Raw genomic sequence first — 18,062 nt, 5'->3', positions numbered from 1 at the left:
CTCACTCCTCCCCGAGGATCTGCGGGACCAGGAACTTGCCGTCCTCGGACGCGGGGGCGCCGGACAGCGCCTGCTCCTGCGTCAGCGGCTGCTCGGGCACGTCCGGGCGGAACACGTTGGTCATCGGCAGCGGGTGGCTGGTGGCCGGCACGTCGGGCGTGGCGACCTCGCTGACCCGGGCGACCGACTCGACGATCACGTCGAGCTCGCCCGCGAGGCGGTCGAGCTCCTCGGGGGTCAGGTCGATCCGCGCCAGGCCCGCGACGCGCGCGACCTCGTCACGAGAGAGGGAGGACATACCCCGGAGTCTAGACGTGGTGCCGTGCCGGGAGGTCGGGACGCGTCACGCCTGCTCGCCCCGCGTGTTCCGGCATCGGCGGGACGTCGTCCCGGCCGACGAGCAACGGCGGCGTCGACCCGGCGGTCGGACGGAACGGGTTGCGTCGCGGCATTTGGACTCCTTTGGAAGTCCGGCGACGCTAGCCGCGCGCATCCAGCACGCAGCCGCGCTGCGGCACCACCCAGGTGGTCCCGGCCGGGTCAGACCCGCGCCGCCGAGACCAGCGCCAGCACCGCGTCCGCGTACGCGTCCTCGGCCTCCTCGGCGGCGAACGCGCGCTCCGGCTGGCCCGGCAGCTCGACGACCACGAGGTACGAGCCGTCGAGCGCCCGCGCCAGGCTCCGGAACGTGCCGCCGAGCAGCTCGCGCAGCTGGTCCTCGCGCGGCAGCCACACGGCGTCGTCCTGGGTCACGGAGTCGAGCGCCCACTCGGTGGTGCCGTTGAAGCCGAGCACCGTGCCGCTCGGGTAGGCGTGCGGCTCGATGGTCATCTCGCTGATGGTGAAGACCTCGCCGGCCAGCGCGGGCTGGCGCAGGGCGAACCGGTCCCCGGACGTCGGCGTCCAGCGCAGGCCCGCGGCCTGCAGGAGCTCCGCGCGCTCGATGGCGATCATCGCGCCAGTATCGTCCGGCGCGTCACGGCGCGCTCGGCGGCGCCCCGCGGTGGGTGAGCCGCGCGGCCCGGGGCCGGGCACGTGGCCGGCGCCGTCAGCGCTCCCAGTACGCGTACCGCTCTCCGCCGGCCGGAAGCCCTCCCCCGCGTACAGGTCGGCGGCGCCGGGGTTGCCGACCTCGACCTGGAGGAACGCCCGCCGCGCGCCGCGGTCGGCGGCCGCGCGCAGCCCGGCGCGGGTGAGCAGCCGGCCGAGGCCCCGCCGGCGCGCGGCCGGCTCGACCATCAGGCAGGACAGCCCGGTCCAGCCGTCGGCGAGCGCGGCGCGCAGCACGGCCAGGGTCGCCCCGTCCGCGCCGGTCGCCGTCAGGTAGAGCGCCGGGGAGCCGGCGACGACGGCGCGCGCGGTCGTGGGGTCGACCGCTCCGCCCGCCGCCTTCACGCCGAGCCAGCCGGCCAGCCAGGTGTCGTCGGGCTCGTCGGTGAGGGTCACGCGGACGTCCGGCGGGACCGCGGCGCGCTCGGGCGGCAGCGCGGCGAGGTCGCGGACCAGCACGTCGGTGGCCGCACGCTCGGCGTACCCGCGCGCGGCCAGGGCGGCGGCGAGGCCGTCGGGGGCACCCGAGCAGACCCGCACCACCGACGGCTGCCCGGCCGCGGCGTAGACGGCCTCGACCCGGCCGAGCGTCGCCGCCAGGTCCTCCGGCGCGCCGAGGGGCAGGGCGCTGTTGGCCCGGCGGGTGAACCCGCCCGACAGGCCGACCCGCCAGCCGTCGACGTCACGCGTCGCGACCGGGACCCAGGTCGCGGCCTCGACCAGCACGCCCGGCGCGACGGGCGGGGCCCACGTAAGGGCCCGGAGGTGCACGCCCTCGTGGCCCCAGTCGCGGTCGGGCGCGGCGGCGAACCCCAGCCGGTCGTACAGCCGGCGGGCGGTCGCCATCTCGGCGAGCGTCGACAGCACCACGCCGCGGGCGCGCCGTGCGACCGCCTCGCGCAGGGCGGCGGTGACCAGCCGGGCGGCGACGCCGCGGCCGCGCGCGCCGGGGGCGACGGCGAGCATCCGGAGCTCGAGCTCCCCGGGCTCGGCGATCTCGGCGTACGAGGTCGCGTACGGCGCGAGCGTGAGCGTGCCGACGACCTCCTCGGCGGGTCCGTCGTCCCGACCGGCCGTCGTCGCGACCAGGAGCACGGCCTCGCGGGCGCGGCGCGCGGCGTCGTGGAGCTCGACCTCGTACTCGTCGTCGACCTCCAGCAGCCCGTCGGCGCGGTAGGCCTCCGCGGTCAGGGCGCCGACGGCGGCGTGGTCCTCGGGGCGGGCGAGGCGGATGCGCACCGGGCCGACCGCGGCGGCCGCGGCGGTCACGACGCGCCCGCGTCGTCCGGGCCCTCGCCCGTCGCGGTGTCGTCGGCGGCCGGGGTCTCGGCCGCGTCGTCGTCCTCGCCCGGCCCGTCCCCCACGGCGGCCGGCCCGCCGGCCAGCAGCGCGACGAACCCGTCCTCGTCCAGGATCCGCAGCCCGAGCTCGATCGCCTTGGCCTCCTTCGACCCGGCGTTCTCCCCCACGACCACATAGTCGGTCTTCTTGGACACCGACCCGGACGCCTTGCCGCCGCGGGACAGCACCGCCTCCTTGGCGCCGTCCCGGCTGAACCCCGCGAGGCTGCCCGTCACGACGACCGTCAGGCCCTCGAGCGTGCGGGGCGCGGACGCGTCGGCCTCGTCGGCCATCACCACGCCGGCGTCCCGCCAGCGGTCGACGATGTCGGCGTGCCAGTCCTCGGCGAACCAGTCGAGCACGGAGTCGGCGATCGTCGGGCCGACGCCGTCCACGCCCGCCAGCGTCGCCCGCGCCCCCTCGACGTCGGCGAGCGCCGCACGCAGCGCGTCCATCGAGCCGAAGCGCTGGGCGATCGCGCGCGCCGCGGTGGGGCCGACGTTGCGGATGCTCAGCGCGACCAGCACGCGCCAGAACGGCTTGGTCTTGGCCGCGTCGAGCTCGTCGAGCAGCTTCTTGGCCTGCTCCGACGGGACGTCCTCGTACTCGGGCAGCGGCTCGCCGGCGGCCTCGGCGTCGCGCCGGGCCTTCACGCTGTGGGTCACGCGGCGCCGGAACGGGGTCCGGCGCCGCACGGTGCCGTCCTCGTCGACGCGCGGCTCGCCCGTCTCGGGGTCGCGCACGACGACCTGGACCTGCTGCAGCCGGGCGAAGCTGCGCGCGCGCACGCGCTCCTTCTCCTCCTCCGGGGCGTCCGCGGGCCACCCGACGAGCTCGAACAGGTCGGCCTCGTTGACCACCGGCGGGACCTCGGGGATCTCCGGCTGGGTCAACGCGGCGGCCGTGACCTCGCCGAGCGCCTCGATGTCGAGCGCCCCGCGGGACCCGATGTGCTCGACGCGGCCGCGCACCTGCGCCGGGCAGGTGCGGGCGTTCGGGCAGCGCAGGTCGACGTCGCCCTCGCGCATCGGCCGGAGCGTCGACCCGCACTCGGGGCACTCGGTCGGCATCGTCCAGTCGGTGCGCGGGTAGCCGTCGTCCGCCAGCGCGGTGACGGGGCCGACGATCTCCGGGATCACGTCGCCCGCCTTGCGGAGCACCACCATGTCCCCGGGGCGCACGCCCTTGAGCGCGACGACGTCCTTGTTGTGCAGCGTCGCCATGGCCACCGTCGACCCGGAGACCTTGACCGGCTCCATCACCGCGTACGGGGTGACCCGGCCGGTGCGGCCGACGTTCACCTCGATCGCGAGCAGCCGGGTGTTCACCTCCTCCGGCGGGTACTTGTACGCGATGGCCCAGCGGGGCGCGCGGCTGGTGGCGCCGAGCCGGCGCTGCAGCGCCAGGTCGTCGACCTTGACGACCACGCCGTCGATCTCGTGCTCGTAGGAGTGCCGGTGCTCGCCGATCTCCTCGATCCGCGCGGTGACGTCCGCGAGCGCGGGGACGACCCGGTAGTGCGGCGACGTCGGCACGCCCCAGCCGGCCAGCAGCTCGTACACCTGGGACTGCCGCTCGAGCGCGACCGCGCCCGGACCCCACCGCAGCGCGCCGATGCCGTGGGCGTACATCCCGAGCGGCCGGCCCGCGGTCACGCGCGGGTCCTTCTGCCGCAGCGAGCCGGCGGCGGCGTTGCGCGGGTTGGCGAACGGGGCCTTGCCCGCCGCCACCTGCGACTCGTTCAGCCGCTCGAACGCCTCGACCGGGAGGAACACCTCCCCGCGGACCTCGATCTGCTCCGGGTGCGTCGCCGGGTCCCCCGCGAGCACGTCCGGGATGCTCGCGATCGTGCGGACGTTCAGCGTGACGTCCTCGCCCGTGCGCCCGTCGCCGCGCGTCGCCGCGCGGACGAGCCGGGCGGGGCCGTCACCGGTGCGCTCGTAGAGCAGCGCGATCGCGAGGCCGTCGATCTTCAGCTCGGTGAGGTAGCCGACGTCGGCGCCCGCCGGGAGCTCCAGGTCGCGGTGCACCCGCTCGGCCCAGGCGGCGACGTCCTCGGCGGAGAACGCGTTGTCCAGCGACAGCATCCGCTCGACGTGGTCGACCGCGCGGAACTCGGTGGAGAACGTCCCGCCGACGTTCTGGGTGGGCGACTCGGGCGTGCGGAGCCCGAACTCCGGGTACGCGTCCTCGAGCGCCTCCAGCCGGCGCAGCGTCACGTCGTACTCGGCGTCGCTGGCGGCGGGCTCGTCCCGCACGTAGTAGGCGAACTGGAGCTCCCGGACGCGGTCCGCCAGCTCGGTCCAGCGCTGGCGTGCGGCGGCCTCGTCCAGGCCGGCGTCCTCGGGGTTCGTCGTCTCGGGTCGTGTCGCGTCCACGCGGACATCATGCCGCGCGCCCCCGACACGGCACCTGCGGGGCGCGCGGTGCGCGGGGGTTCCCGCCGGGCGGCCGGCGCCGCTAGGCTGCTACTCATCAGTCTGTAGACAGAGAAGTAGCACGACCTCGACCGTGGGACCGTGATCGGTGAGCTGCAGGTGACGGTGGGGCGGCGCGTGCGCCGGCTCCGGATCGAGCGCGGGATCAGCCAGGAGGCGCTCGCGCGCGACGTGGAGATGCACCGCACCTACCTGGGCGGCGTCGAGCGCGGGGAGCGCAACCTCACCCTGCGCTCGGTCGAGCGGCTGGCGGAGCGCCTTGGCGTGCCGGTCCGCGAGCTGATCGGCGACGCCCCCGAGGCCTGAGCCCGAGCGGCCTGTGGACGACGGAGCCCCCGTGTCGGTGGTCGTGCCCAGAGTGGGTGGGACGAGGGGCGCGGCCGCGCAGGAGCCCCTCGGCAGGCCGACCGAGGAGGATCCGTGACCACCGAGCAGGACCGACCGACCTGGCAGGTGGAGCCCTGCCCCGACTGGTGCGTGGTGCTGCACGCGCAGGACGACGACGTGCGCGACCGGGCGCACGTCAGCAGCTCGATGTCCGTGGCCTCCCGGCAGCTCCTGGGCGGACCGGGCGCCGCGGTCTCGCCGTTCGCGGAGCGCGAGCCGGGCGCCGCGCCGGGGACCCCGGACGCGCTGGACCGCACCGCGGCGGCCGAGCTCGCGGTCTGCGTGCACCGCCGCGACGGCGCCCGCACCACGTGGGTGTACGTGGGCGACGGCGCGGTGCAGCACCTGGAGCTCAGCGCCGAGTCGTGGCACCGGCTGATGCCGGCGCTCGACCGGGTGCTGGACCTGGCTCGCGCCTGACCGGTCCGCGCGGGGGCGAGCCGCACCCCCGCGCGGGCCCCGGTCGCGCGCTCAGGAGGGGGCGGGCCCGTCGGGGTCGCCCGGCCCGTCGGGGTCGCCCGGCCCGTCGGGGTCGCCCGGCCCGTCGGGGTCGCCCGGCCCGTCGGGGTCGCCCGGCGCGGTCGGGACGACCGGCGCCAGCAGGGCGCCCGGGTCGACGCCCAGGCTCGTCGCCAGGCGCTCCAGCGAGCGCAGCGACAGGTTGCGCTCACCCCGCTCCACGGACCCCACGTACGTGCGGTGGTGCCCGATCCGGTCCGCCAGGTCCTCCTGGCTCAGGTCACCCGCCGTGCGGATGCGCCGGATGTTCCGTCCCACGGTGCGCTGCAGCTCTCCGTCCACACCGCGAGCGTCCCGACGCGCTCGCCGGGGGTCCACACCCTCATGAGTAGCACCGCGGTCATCCCGCGGGCGCGACCTCCGGGCGGCGCCGGGCCTGCCACGCCGCCACCGCGCCGCCGGCCACGAGCAGCACGCCGACGCCGACGGCCCCGACCGCGGCGCCCGCGAGCGCCGCGGGGCGCTCCGCCAGCACGGTCTCGGTCGCGCGGCCGTCGACGGTCCACGTGCACACCGCCCGCGGCGGGAGCAGCGACGAGGACACCGTCGCTCCGTCCTCCCCCGCGGTCGCGGCGGCGACGCAGGTGTCCTCCGCGCCGAGCCCGGTACGCAGCGTCGACGTCACCAGCCCCACCCAGACGACGAGCAGCACCACCAGCCCGACCACCGCGAGCCCGGCCCCCGCGGCGAGCACCGCCGCGTGCCGCCGCGAGAGCCACGGCCGCCGCCGGACCGGGACACCCGCGGCCCCGGCACCCGGCCCGCCCGCAGGCCCCACGCCCCCGCTCACGACTCCGCCCGCTCGGCCACGACCGCCGCCGCCCGCGCCACGGTCGCGAGCGTCGCCCGCGCCACCGCCGGGTCGACCCGCGGGCCTGCCGGGCCGCCGGGCACCGTCGGCCCCGCGGGCGCGAGCAGCACGACGTCCCGCAGCCCCGCCCGGGACAGCCCGACCCGCTCCCAGCCGCGGAGCACCGCGTCCGCGACCCCGCGCACGTCGGGGCCCGCGCACTGCGACGTCTCCGGCTGCGGCACGGACGCCCACAGCGCGAGGCCGTCCTCGACGGACTCGGCGACCGACTCCCACCGGCGCTCGTCGAGCCCGGCGACCTCCAGCCCCACCGCGTCCGCCCCGGCGCCGCGCGCGGCCCCGACCGCCGCCGCACCGGCGCCGACGTGCAGCACCACGCGCTCGGCCCCGCCGGCCCGCACCCCGGCGACGACGGTCCCGAGCCGCTCCGACGCCACGGGCGCCGCCACGGACCGCAGCCGGGCGTAGCCGGAGAACGACGGCAGCACGCCCGCGACCACCTGCGTGAGCAGCGGCTCGTGCAGCAGCACGGTCGGCCGCGCGCCGGGGACCGCCCGGCGGATCGCGTCGAGGTGCTCGGCGACACCTGCGGCCAGCGACTCCGCCAGCTCCGCGACGGCGCCCGGGTCGGCGACCGCGCGGTCGCCCCGCGCCAGGTACACGCTCGCGGCCAGCGTGAGCGGCCCGGCGACGGGCACGACCAGCGGGCCGTCCCAGCCGTGCGCGGCGACCGCGAGCGCGTCCAGGTCCTCCCGGCGCAGCGCGGCGAGCCGGGTCGCGTCCGCACCGGGCCGGTCGGCGAGCCGCCAGCCGTGCGGCCCGAGCTCCGCGGGCAGCTCGACGAGCAGGCCCAGCGCCTGGGCGGCGAGGCTGCCGAACGGCCCGCGCTCCGGGAGCCGCACCGTCCAGGGCAGTCCGTCGACGCCGGACGGCGCCGCCGCGACGTCGCCGAGCACGGTGGTCTGGGCCTCGAGCGGCTCCGAGCCCGGCCAGGGCCCGGTCCCGCTCACCGCCGTCACGCGGTCGCCCCGGCGCGGCCGGCGACGGCCCCGTCCTCGGCGCCAGCGGCAGCCCGCTCCGTCCGCTCGACCGTTCCCTGACCCAGCACCACGTCCCCGTCCGTCCCGCCGTAGAGCACGGCCGACTGCCCCGCGACGACCCCGCGCAGCGACCCGTCGACCCGCACCTCGATCCCGCCCGCCGCCGTGGCGCGGGCCCGCACCGGCACCGCCGCGCCGTGCGCCCGCACCTGCAGCAGGCACGCCGTCCAGTCCGCCGGCGCGGCGCCGAACCACACCGCGTCCCGCGCCTCGACCGCCCCGACCTCGAGCGCCTCCGCGCCGCCGACCACGACCCGGTTGCTCACCGGCTCGATCGCCAGCACGTACCGCGGCTTCCCGTCGACCGCGGGGCGCCCGAGCTGCAGACCCTTGCGCTGCCCGACGGTGTACCCGTAGGCCCCGTCGTGCGTGCCGAGCACCGTGCCGTCGGCGTCGACGACCTCGCCCGGGCGCGAGCCGAGCCGGCCCCGGAGGAACCCGCGGGTGTCGCCGTCGGCCACGAAGCAGATGTCGTACGAGTCGGGCTTGGCGGAGACGCTCAGCCCACGCGCGGCCGCCTCGGCGCGGACCTCGTCCTTGGACGCGACGTCGCCGAGCGGGAAGATCGCCCGCGCCAGCCGCTCGGGGCCCATGACCGCCAGCACGTAGGACTGGTCCTTGGCCAGGTCGCGCGCGCGACGCAGCACCGGCGCGCCGTCCGGCCCCGCGGTGGCGGAGGCGTAGTGCCCCGTGGCGACCGCGTCGAAGCCCAGCGCCAGCGCCTTGTCGAGCAGCGCGTCGAACTTGATGTGCTCGTTGCACCGCACGCACGGGTTGGGCGTCCGGCCCGCCTCGTACTCGGACAGGAAGTCGGCGACGACGGTGTCCTCGAACCGCTCGGACAGGTCCCACACGTAGTACGGGATCCCCAGCACGTCGGCCGCGCGCCGGGCGTCGCCGGCGTCCTCGATCGAGCAGCAGCCGCGGGAACCGGTGCGCATCTGCGCCCGGTTGCGCGACAGCGCCATGTGCACGCCGACGACGTCGTGGCCGGCGTCGACCGCGCGGGCGGCCGCCACCGCGGAGTCGACGCCGCCGGACAGCGCCGCGAGCACCCGCATCAGACCGCCCCCGCCGTCGACCGGGCACCGGCCGCGCCCGCCGACCGCCCGCCGCCCGCGAGCCCCGCGGACCGCGCGCGGTCCACGACGCCCGGCAGCGCCGCGAGCAGCGCGTCCACGTCGTCCCGCGTCGACGGCCAGCCGAGCGAGAACCGCAGCGCCCCGCGCGCGTCCGCCTCGTCCAGCCCCATCGCGAGCAGGACGTGGCTCGGCTGCGGCACGCCCGCCTGGCAGGCCGACCCGGTCGAGCACTCGACGCCCGCGGAGTCGAGCAGGTAGAGCAGCGAGTCCCCCTCGCAGCCGGGGAACGTGAAGTGCGCGTTGGCCGGCAGCCGGTCCGCGGGGTCGGCCGGCCCGCGCAGCACCGCGTCGGGCACCGTCGCGCGCACACCGGCGACCAGCGCGTCCCGGAGGCCGGCGAGCCGCGCCGCCGTCGCCTCGCGCCCGCGCACGGCCGCGTCGACCGCCACCGCGAACGCCGCGATCGCCGGCACGTCGAGCGAGCCCGAGCGCACGCCGCGCTCCTGGCCGCCGCCGTGCAGCACCGGCACCAGGTCGAGCTCGCGCCGCGCGAGGAGGGCGCCGACGCCGACCGGGCCGCCGAGCTTGTGCCCCGTGACGGTCATCGCGTCCAGCCCCGAGGCGGCGAAGTCGACCGGCACCTGCCCGACGGCCTGCACGGCGTCGGCGTGCACCGGGACGCCGTGGGCGTGCGCGAGCGCGACCACCTCGGCGAGCGGCTGCAGGGTCCCGACCTCGTTGTTCGCCCACATGACCGACACCAGGGCGGTCTGCCCGGCGTGCTCGGCGAGCTCGTCGCGCAGCGCGTCGAGGCGCACCCGGCCCTCGTCGTCGACGGGGAGCAGGACGATCTCCGCCCCCGCGTGCTCGGCCAGCCAGAACGCCGGGTCCAGCACCGCGTGGTGCTCCACGGCCGACACCAGGACGCGGCGCCGCGCCGGGTCCTGGGCGGTGCGGGCCCAGAACAGGCCCTTCACCGCGAGGTTGTCGGCCTCGGTGCCCCCGCCGGTCAGCAGCACCTCGCTGGGCCGCGCGCCGAGCGCCGCGGCCAGCGTCTCGCGGGCCTCCTCGACGGCGCGCCGCGCCGCCCGCCCCGCGGTGTGCAGGGACGAGGGGTTGCCGGTGCGGGACAGGTGCTCGACCAGGACGGCAGCCGCCTCCGGGAGCACGGGCGTCGTGGCCGCGTGGTCCAGATACGCGCTCACCCGCAGAAGTCTACGAAGGGTTCTGCCAGGATGTGGCGCGTGAGTGCCGACGACGCGACGACGCCTCCGCTGGCCTTCAGCGGGCAACGGCTGGACTGGCGGGACCTCCCGCGGTCCGTCCGCACCCGGATCTCCGAGCTCGCGGGTGCCCAGGTGAGCGCCGAGACCAGCGCGACCACCGGGTTCAGCCCGGGGTTCGCCGCGGTCCTCGAGCTGGCCGACGGGCGCGGCGTGTTCGTCAAGGCCGTGTCGCCCGAGCAGAACCCGGAGTCCCCGGAGCTCGCCCGGGCGGAGGTGCGCGCGGCCGCCGCGCTGCCGCCCCAGGTGCCCGCGCCCGCGCTGCTGTGGTCGGACGACGACGGCGACTGGGTGCTGCTGGGCTTCGAGGTGGCGCCCGGCCGGCCGCCGCTGCTCCCCTGGCGCCACGACGAGCTCGCCCTCGTGCTCGCGGCGCTGGACACGCTGGCCGAGGCCGAGCCGCTCCCGGGGCACGAGCTGCGTCCGAGCGCCGAGACGCTGGCCGGCGACTTCACCGGCTGGCGGACCATCGCGGGGCGCCCGGGCGCGGACCTCGACGCGCTCGCCGCCCGCACGGGCGAGGCCGGCGCGTGGGTCCTCGCGCACCTCGACGCGCTGGTCGCCTGGGAGGACGACGCGCTCGACGCCTGCGCGGGCAGCGCGCTCGTGCACGGCGACCTGCGCGCGGACAACGTCATGGTGGACCACGACCACGAGGGCGGCCGCGTCGCGCTGATCGACTGGCCGCACGCCGGCGTCGGCGCCCCGTGGCTGGACCTGGCGTTCATGCTGCCCAGCGTCGCGATGCAGGGCGGCGGGGAGCCGCAGGACCTGTTCTGGGACCGCCCGGCGTCGAAGGGCGTCGAGCCCGAGCGGCTGCGCGCCGCCGTGGCGGGCCTGGCGGGCTACTTCGTGCACGGCGCGCTGCAGCCCGCGCCGGTCGGGATCCCGAACCTGCGCCGGTTCCAGGGGGCCCAGGGCCGGCACGCGGTGGAGTGGCTCCGCGCGCTGGCCTGAGCCCCCGGCCGTCCCGGCCCGGGTCGGCCTCAGCCCTGCCGCAGCCGGCGGAGCTCCTCGGTGACCTGCGGGAGCACCGTGAACAGGTCTCCGACGATGCCGTAGTCGGCGATCTCGAAGATCGGCGCCTCCGGGTCGGGGTTGATCGCCACGATCGTCCCGGACGCCTGCATGCCGCCGCGGTGGTGCACCGCCCCGGACACGCCGGCGCCGATGTACAGCCGCGGCGACACGGTCACGCCGGTCTGCCCGATCTGGGTCTCGTGCCCGATCCAGCCCTCGTCGGTGGCGACGCGCGTCGAGCCGACCGCGCCGCCGACCTCGTCCGCGAGCGCCTCGATCGGCGCGAAGTCGCCCTCGGTCCCCCGGCCGCCCACGACGACCACGTCCGCGGACGACAGGTCGGGCCGGTCCGACGGCGCCGCGGGCGTGCGCCGCACGAGGGCCGCGCGGGTCGCCCGCTCGGAGACGGCGAGCGCGCGGGTGCGCAGCTCGGGCGCGAGCGGCGCCTCCTCGTCGACGTGCCGGGAGACCACGGCGCCGGCCTTGAGCAGGACGACGGCGAGGCCGGTCCGCACGGCGCACCGGGTGGTCCAGGTGCCCGCGAGCACGGTCTTGGACGCGACCACCCGGCCCTCGGCGTCCCGCTCGACCGCGGCGGCGTCCGTGACGACGCCCGCGCCGGTGGCGACGGCCAGCCGCGCGGCCGCCTCCTTGTTCTCGAACGTCGACAGCGCGAGCAGCACGGTCGCGCCGGTCTCCCGCACGGCGTCGGCGAGCACCTCGGCGAGCACGGGGGTCAGCCGGGCGTCGACCGCGCCGGTGGACACCTGGTGCACGACGGCCACGCCGTGCCGGCCGAGGACGGGCAGCGCCGGGTCGACCGGCTCGTCGCCGACCCACAGGCCGTGCACCTCGCCGCCGTCGGCGAGGTCGCGGGCCGCCGTGGCGAGCTCCAGCACGCTGCCGCGCAGGGCGCCGGTCTCGGCGTGGTCGAGCAGGACGAGGACGGTGGCCATCAGAGGACCTCTCCGGTCGCGGGGGTGGTGCGGACCAGGTCGCGCTCCAGCAGCCACGCGGCGAGCCGCGCGCCCGCCTGGCCGTCGTCGGTGACCAGCACCCGGTCGGTGCGCGGCGGCCGGGGCGCGGCCTCCAGCACCTCGGTGCGGGCCCCCGCGGCGCCCACGGTGGCCGGGTCGACGCCCAGGTCCGCCAGCGTCAGGGTCTCCACCGGCTTCTTGCGGGCGGCCATGATGCCCTGGAAGTTGGGGTAGCGCGGCTCGTTGGCGCGGTCGGTGACCGAGACCAGCGCGGGCAGCGGCGCGGTGAGCTCCTCGACGGCGTGGTCCAGGTCGCGGCGGACCGTGACGGCGCCGTCCGCGAGCGTGACCTCGGCGGCGAGCGTGAGCTGCGGCAGGTCGAGCGTGGCCGCGAGCGCCGCCGGCAGCAGCGAGGTCAGCCCGTCGAGGCCCGCCATGCCGGTCACGACCAGGTCGACCGGCGCCTGCTCCCCCAGCCGGCGCAGCACCGCGGCGAGCACGGCGGCGGTGCCGAACACGTCGGAGCCCGCGACGGCGTCGTCGAGCACGTGCACGGCCGCGTCGGCGCCCAGCTGCAGGCCGCGGCGCACCGCGTCCTCCGCGTCGTCCGGGCCGACCGTCACCACGACGACCTCGGCCTCGTCGCCGGCGTCGCGCGCCTGCTCGGCCAGGACGACCGCGGCCTCGACCGCGTTCTCGTCCAGCTCGTTGATGGTGCCGTCGCCGCCGTCGCGGACGAGGCGGCCGTCGGGCCCCAGCGCGCGCTCGGACTGGATGTCGGGCACGTGCTTCACGCACACCACGATTCTCACCCCGGGAACGTTACCCGCCCCGCGGGAGCCGGTGCACGGGACCCGGTCCCCCGGGGCGCCGCGCGCCACGCGGCACCGGAGTCCCAGGTCGCGGCCCCGTGCCGCCCCTCCGCCGGGCCACAATGGGGCGCGTGACCCCCGCCGCCCCGCACCCCGGCCCGCCGCCCCGCCTCGGGGTGCACGCGACCGACGACGGCGTCGAGGTCGGCGTGCTCGCGCCGCACGCGGACGCGGTCGACCTGTGCCTGCTCGACCCCGACCCGGCCGCACCGACCGGCTGGGCCGAGCGCCGCGTCCGGCTCGACGGCCCGGACCTGGGCGTGTTCAGCGCGCGGGTCCCCGGCGTCCGGCCCGGCCAGCGGTACGGCCTGCGCGCGCACGGCCCGTGGGACCCGGGCGCCGGCCTCCGGTACAACCCGGCGAAGCTGCTGGTCGACCCGTACGCCCGCGGCCTGGTCGGCGAGGTGGACCACGGCCCGGCGACGTACGGGCACGTCGTCGACGACGCGCTGCGGGGCGACCCCGCCGGCGAGCCCGACCCCCGGGACTCGGTCGCGCACGTGCCGCACGCCGTCGTCCTGGACCGCCGCCCGGGACGCCGGGGCTCAGGGGACGCGGTCGACCCCGCCGCCAACCGGCCGCACACGTCGTGGACCGACACCGTCGTGTACGAGGCGCACGTCAAGGGCCTCACCGTCCGGCACCCCGAGCTGCCCCCGCACCTGCGCGGCACCTACTCGGCGCTCGGCCACCCCGCCGTCGTGGACCACCTGAGGGCGCTCGGCGTCACCGCCCTCGAGCTGCTCCCGGTGCACGCGTTCTCCGCGGAGCCGCACCTCGTGCAGCGCGGCCTCACCAACTACTGGGGCTACAGCACGCTGGGCTTCTTCGCCCCGCACGCGCCCTACGCCACCGCCGCCGCGCGCGCCGCCGGGCCCGCCGCGGTGCTCGACGAGCTGCGCACCGCCGTGCACGCGCTGCACGAGGCGGGCATCGAGGTGCTCCTCGACGTCGTCTACAACCACACCTGCGAGGGCGGGCTGCCCGGTCAGCACCTGTCCTGGCGCGGCCTCGACTCCGCGGTGTACTACCTGCACGACGGCGCCCACCCCGCGGCCCTGGCGGACGTCACCGGGACGGGCAACACCCTCGACTTCCGGCGCCCCGAGGTCGTCCGGCTCGCGCTCGACTCGCTCCGGTACTGGGCGCAGGAGGTCGGCGTGGACGGCTTCCGGTTCGACCTGGCGGTGACCCTCGGGCGCGGGCACACCGGCTTCGACCCCGACCACCCGTTCCTGGTCGCGGCCGCCACCGACCCCGCCCTGCACGGGCTCAAGCTGGTCGCGGAGCCCTGGGACGTCGGTCCGGGCGGCTGGCGGACCGGGCAGTTCCCGCCGCCGTTCGCCGAGTGGAACGACCGGTTCCGCAACTCCGTGCGGTCGTTCTGGCTCGCCGACCCGGCGCGCGCCGCGCACGGCCTGCCCGAGCACCGGGTCCGGGACCTCGCGACCCGGCTCGCCGGGTCCGTCGACCTGTTCGGGCGGTCCGACCCGCCGCTCGCCCGCGGCCCGCGCGCCTCGGTCAACTACGTCACCGCGCACGACGGGTTCACCCTCGCCGACCTCGTCGCCTACGAGCACAAGCACAACGAGGCCAACGGCGAGCAGAACCGCGACGGCTCCGACGACAACCGGTCCTGGAACCACGGCGTCGAGGGGCACGTCGCCGCCGACTCCGTGGCCGCGGACATCGTGCCGCTGCGCCGCCGGTCGATCCGGAACCTGCTCGCCACCCTGCTGCTCGCCGCGGGCACGCCGATGATCACGGCCGGCGACGAGCTCGGCCGGACCCAGCGCGGCAACAACAACGCGTACTGCCAGGACTCGCCGCTGTCCTGGGTGTCCTGGGACCTCGCGCCGTGGCGCCGGGACCTGCTGGCGACGGCCCGGCACCTCACCGCACTGCGGCGGGCGCACCCGGCGCTGCGCAGCGCCCGGTTCTTCACCGGCCGCGCCGGTGCGGACGGGCGGCCGGACCTGGCCTGGTTCGACCCCGCCGGGGCGGTGTTCACCCACGAGCGGTGGCACGACGCGGACCTGCGGACGCTGCAGATGCTGCGCACGGCCGACGGCGACGCCGTGCTGCTGGTGGTGAACGGGTCGCTGGACCCGGTCGACGTGGTGCTGGCGGACCCGGACGCAGCCGCGGACGGCGGGGAGACCACCTGGGAGCTCGCGTGGGACTCCACCTGGGAGCACCCCGGCGAGTCCGCCACGGCCGACCTCAACGGCGCCCTGCACCAGCAGGCGGGCACCCGCGCGACCGTGGAGCCCCTGAGCCTCCGCGTCTACGTCGCCTGACCCAGGCCGCGCCCGGTCCCTCCCGGCCCCCGCCGTCGAGGTCGGTGGTTCGCGCCGAGGTCGGTGCCTGCAACCACCGATCTCGGCCGGAACCACCGACCTCGACGTACCCAGGGACCGCCCCCGGACGCGCCACGAGCCCCCGCGCCGGATCGTCCCGGGGCGGGGGCTCGCGTGGGTGCGCGGGTCAGCCCGCGTTCGCGACCAGGCCCACCTCGGCCACCGACGCCAGGCCGTCGTGCCGCGGGACGACGCGGACGCTGTACCCGAACGGGCCGGACGCGTCGAGGACCAGGTCCCCGGCGAACCCGTAGCGGCCGCCCTCGTAGGTGTCCGCGAGCGCCAGCGGGTCGACGGTGAAGCCGTGCAGCTCGTCGGCCTCGGAGACCTTCCCGTGCACGACCTGCACCTCGACGTCCTCGGGCTTGAGGTCGCCGAGGGCGACGTAGGCCTTCACGTGCAGGGTGTCGCCGACCTGCGGCACCTCCCGGACGCCGCCGGACTCGACGTGGTCGACCCGCACGTGCTGCCAGCCGGACCGCACGCGACCCTTCCAGGCGGCGAGCTCCCGCGCCCCGGCGTACGCCGAGTCGCCCGCGAGCGCCCGGCCGGCGACCGCCGCCGGCGCGTACAGCCGCTCGACGTAGTCGGCGACCATCCGGGTGGCCTGGACCTTCGGGCCGAGCGTGGCCAGCGTGTGCCGCACCATCTCGAGCCAGCGGCCGGGCAGCCCGCGCTCGTCGCGGTCGTAGAACCGCGGCGCCACCTGGTGCTCGATCAGCTCGTACAGCGCGGCGGCCTCGAGGTCGTCGCGCCGGTCGGGGTCCTCGACGCCGTCGGCGGTCGGGATGGCCCAGCCGTTCTCGCCGTCGAACCACTCGTCCCACCACCCGTCGAGGATGGACAGGTTGAGCCCGCCGTTGAGCGCCGCCTTCATGCCGGAGGTGCCGCAGGCCTCGAGCGGGCGCAGCGGGTTGTTCAGCCAGACGTCGCAGCCCGGGTAGAGGGTCTGGGCCATCGCGATGTCGTAGTTCGGCAGGAACACGATGCGGTGCCGCACCCCGGCGTCGTCGGCGAACCGGACGAGCTGCTGGATGAGCCGCTTGCCCTGGTCGTCGGCGGGGTGCGACTTGCCGGCGATGACCAGCTGCACGGGCCGCTCGGGGTGCGTGAGCAGGGCGCGGAGCCGCTCGGGGTCGCGCAGCATGAGGGTGAGCCGCTTGTAGGTCGGCACCCGGCGCGCGAACCCGATGGTCAGCACGTCCGGCGACAGCACGTCGTCGACCCAGCCGAGCTCGGCCGGGCTGGCGCCGCGCTGCGCCCACGAGTGCCGCACCCGGCGGCGGGCGTCCGCGACGAGCTGCGCGCGCAGCGTCCGGCGCATCCCCCAGAGCTCCTCGTCGGTGATCGCGTCGGCGCGCAGCCAGCCGACGCCCGCGGCGATCTCCTCGCCGGACAGCCGCTCGGCCGCGAGGTCGGACAGCCGCCGGTCGACCCAGGTCGGGGCGTGCACGCCGTTGGTCACCGAGGTGATCGGCACCTCGACGTCGTCGAAGCCCGGCCACAGGCCGTTGAACATGCCGCGCGAGACCTCGCCGTGCAGCAGCGAGACGCCGTTGGCGCGCCCGCCGAGCCGCAGGCCCATGACGGCCATGTTGAACATCGTCGGGTCGCCGCCCGGGTAGTCCTCGGCGCCGAGCGCGAGCACGCGCTCCACCGGGACGCCCGCCGCGGCGTTCGCCCCGCCGAAGTACTGCTGCACCAGCCCGGCCTCGAACCGGTCGATGCCGGCGGGCACGGGGGTGTGCGTGGTGAACACCGTGGCCGCGCGGACGGCCTCGAGCGCCTCGTCGAACCCGAGACCCGCGCCGGTCACCAGCTCGCGGATCCGCTCCACGCCGAGGAACCCGGCGTGGCCCTCGTTGGTGTGGTAGACCTCCGGCTCCGGTGCGCCGGTCAGCCGGGACCACACGCGCAGCGCGCGCACGCCGCCCACGCCGAGCAGCAGCTCCTGCTGCAGCCGGTGCTCGCCGCCGCCGCCGTACAGCCGGTCGGTGACCTTGCGGGCGGCCTCGTCGTTCTCGGGCACGTCGGAGTCGAGCAGCAGCAGCGGCACCCGGCCGACGGTCGCCGTCCAGACGTGCGCGTGCAGCGTGCGGTCGCCCGGCAGCGCGATGGACACGACCGCGGGGGTGCCGTCGTGCTCGCGGACGAGGGTGAGCGGCATGCCGTCGGGGTCGAGCAGGGGGTAGGTCTCCTGCTGCCAGCCGTCCCGGGTGAGCGACTGCTTGAAGTAGCCGGCGCCGTACAGCAGCCCGACGCCGATCACCGGCACGCCCAGGTCGGACGCGCTCTTCAGGTGGTCGCCGGCCAGGATGCCGAGGCCGCCGGAGTACTGCGGCAGCACGGCGGTGATGCCGAACTCCGGGGAGAAGTAGCCGATCGCGGCGGGCAGCGACGGGTCGGAGGCCTGCCGGCGCTGGTACCAGCGCGGCGCCTCCAGGTACTCGTGCAGGTCCGCCGTCGCGGCACGCACCGCGGCCACGACGTCGGGGTCGGCGGCCAGCTCGGCCAGCCGCTCCGGGCGCAGGGCGCCGAGCAGCGCGACCGGGTCCCCGTGCACCTCGTCCCACAGCGCGGGGTCGATGCGGGCGAACAGGTCGCGGGTCGGCGCGTGCCAGGACCAGCGCAGGTTGTGGGCGAGCTCGTCCAGGTCGGCGAGCTCGGCGGGCAGCGAGGTGCGGACGGTGAAACGGCGGATGGCTCTCACGCGACCGAGCCTATGCACGGCGGGGCCGCCCGGAACAGCACCTGGGTCCTATTCGTGCACGCCACCCACGAGGTCGGCCGTCCGGATGGCTGGGCCCGGCACCAGTGGATAG

Annotated in this window: 15 protein-coding genes; 4 read left to right on the top strand and 11 right to left on the bottom strand. The window is 77.2% G+C overall.

Annotation, left to right across the window (positions count from 1 at the left end):
- Window position 1: 1 nt before the first annotated feature.
- From gatC to ligA, 3 genes are all read right to left on the bottom strand, one after another.
- Window positions 2-298, bottom strand: coding sequence for an Asp-tRNA(Asn)/Glu-tRNA(Gln) amidotransferase subunit GatC (gene gatC / locus FKM96_RS15485; protein ID WP_147795987.1), 297 nt, complete (start codon window positions 296-298; stop codon window positions 2-4).
- Between the two features lie 242 nt (window positions 299-540).
- The gene (locus FKM96_RS22310) at window positions 541-2,319 is read right to left on the bottom strand and encodes a GNAT family N-acetyltransferase (RefSeq protein ID WP_371300436.1); all 1,779 of its coding nucleotides are present in this window, start codon (window positions 2,317-2,319) and stop codon (window positions 541-543) included.
- Window positions 2,316-4,769 carry an NAD-dependent DNA ligase LigA gene (gene ligA / locus FKM96_RS15470; protein ID WP_147795986.1) on the bottom strand — a complete coding sequence of 818 codons (2,454 nt, stop codon included), beginning with the start codon at window positions 4,767-4,769 and terminating at the stop codon, window positions 2,316-2,318. The genes FKM96_RS22310 and ligA overlap by 4 nt, the downstream gene beginning before the upstream one ends.
- Window positions 4,770-4,910: 141 nt before the next feature.
- On the opposite strand from ligA, the gene FKM96_RS15465 reads away from it, so the two are divergent.
- Together FKM96_RS15465 and FKM96_RS15460 are read left to right on the top strand one after the other, a co-directional pair.
- Window positions 4,911-5,135, top strand: coding sequence for a helix-turn-helix domain-containing protein (locus FKM96_RS15465; RefSeq protein WP_147795985.1), 225 nt, complete (start codon window positions 4,911-4,913; stop codon window positions 5,133-5,135).
- 114 nt (window positions 5,136-5,249) lie between these two features.
- Window positions 5,250-5,636 carry a hypothetical protein gene (locus FKM96_RS15460; protein ID WP_147795984.1) on the top strand — a complete coding sequence of 129 codons (387 nt, stop codon included), beginning with the start codon at window positions 5,250-5,252 and terminating at the stop codon, window positions 5,634-5,636.
- Between the two features lie 51 nt (window positions 5,637-5,687).
- Here FKM96_RS15460 and FKM96_RS15455 read toward each other — a convergent pair whose 3' ends face one another.
- From FKM96_RS15455 to FKM96_RS15435, 5 genes are read right to left on the bottom strand one after another with little or no spacing between them, the layout of a single operon-like run.
- Window positions 5,688-6,017 (bottom strand): helix-turn-helix domain-containing protein, encoded by a 330-nt coding sequence (locus FKM96_RS15455; protein ID WP_147795983.1) that lies wholly within the window; start codon window positions 6,015-6,017, stop codon window positions 5,688-5,690.
- 58 nt (window positions 6,018-6,075) lie between these two features.
- A complete protein-coding gene (locus tag FKM96_RS15450; RefSeq protein WP_147795982.1) occupies window positions 6,076-6,525 on the bottom strand; it encodes a hypothetical protein in 450 nt (149 codons plus the stop codon).
- The gene (locus FKM96_RS15445) at window positions 6,522-7,556 is read right to left on the bottom strand and encodes a hypothetical protein (protein WP_371300435.1); all 1,035 of its coding nucleotides are present in this window, start codon (window positions 7,554-7,556) and stop codon (window positions 6,522-6,524) included. Before FKM96_RS15445 ends, FKM96_RS15450 begins: the two co-directional genes overlap by 4 nt.
- A gap of 5 nt (window positions 7,557-7,561) precedes the next feature.
- The gene (gene mnmA, locus FKM96_RS15440) at window positions 7,562-8,707 is read right to left on the bottom strand and encodes a tRNA 2-thiouridine(34) synthase MnmA (protein WP_147795980.1); all 1,146 of its coding nucleotides are present in this window, start codon (window positions 8,705-8,707) and stop codon (window positions 7,562-7,564) included.
- On the bottom strand, window positions 8,707-9,933 hold the full coding sequence (locus FKM96_RS15435) for a cysteine desulfurase family protein (protein ID WP_147795979.1): 1,227 nt from the start codon (window positions 9,931-9,933) through the stop codon (window positions 8,707-8,709). The genes mnmA and FKM96_RS15435 overlap by 1 nt, the downstream gene beginning before the upstream one ends.
- 39 nt (window positions 9,934-9,972) lie before the next feature.
- Between FKM96_RS15435 and FKM96_RS15430 the strand changes: the two genes are divergently transcribed.
- Complete coding sequence (locus FKM96_RS15430) at window positions 9,973-10,968, top strand: phosphotransferase family protein (protein ID WP_147795978.1); 996 nt, start codon at window positions 9,973-9,975, stop codon at window positions 10,966-10,968.
- A gap of 29 nt (window positions 10,969-10,997) precedes the next feature.
- Here the strand turns inward: FKM96_RS15430 and FKM96_RS15425 are convergent, their stop codons facing one another.
- Together FKM96_RS15425 and FKM96_RS15420 are read right to left on the bottom strand one after the other, a co-directional pair.
- Window positions 10,998-11,987 (bottom strand): electron transfer flavoprotein subunit alpha/FixB family protein, encoded by a 990-nt coding sequence (locus FKM96_RS15425; protein WP_147795977.1) that lies wholly within the window; start codon window positions 11,985-11,987, stop codon window positions 10,998-11,000.
- Window positions 11,987-12,820: an electron transfer flavoprotein subunit beta/FixA family protein gene (locus tag FKM96_RS15420; RefSeq protein WP_147795976.1), complete on the bottom strand. Its 834-nt coding sequence runs from the start codon at window positions 12,818-12,820 to the stop codon at window positions 11,987-11,989. The genes FKM96_RS15425 and FKM96_RS15420 overlap by 1 nt, the downstream gene beginning before the upstream one ends.
- Before the next feature lie 122 nt (window positions 12,821-12,942).
- Between FKM96_RS15420 and glgX the strand changes: the two genes are divergently transcribed.
- A complete protein-coding gene (gene glgX, locus FKM96_RS15415; RefSeq protein ID WP_147795975.1) occupies window positions 12,943-15,180 on the top strand; it encodes a glycogen debranching protein GlgX in 2,238 nt (745 codons plus the stop codon).
- Window positions 15,181-15,367: 187 nt separating this feature from the next.
- Here the strand turns inward: glgX and glgP are convergent, their stop codons facing one another.
- Window positions 15,368-17,950 (bottom strand): alpha-glucan family phosphorylase, encoded by a 2,583-nt coding sequence (gene glgP, locus FKM96_RS15410; RefSeq protein ID WP_147795974.1) that lies wholly within the window; start codon window positions 17,948-17,950, stop codon window positions 15,368-15,370.
- Window positions 17,951-18,062: the final 112 nt, after the last annotated feature.

Origin of the sequence: Cellulomonas sp. Y8 (assembly GCF_008033115.1) — a bacterium.
Classification (GTDB): domain Bacteria; phylum Actinomycetota; class Actinomycetes; order Actinomycetales; family Cellulomonadaceae; genus Cellulomonas.
Note: the sequence above shows the minus strand (reverse complement) of the source record. Positions and strands in the feature narration are given on the sequence as shown.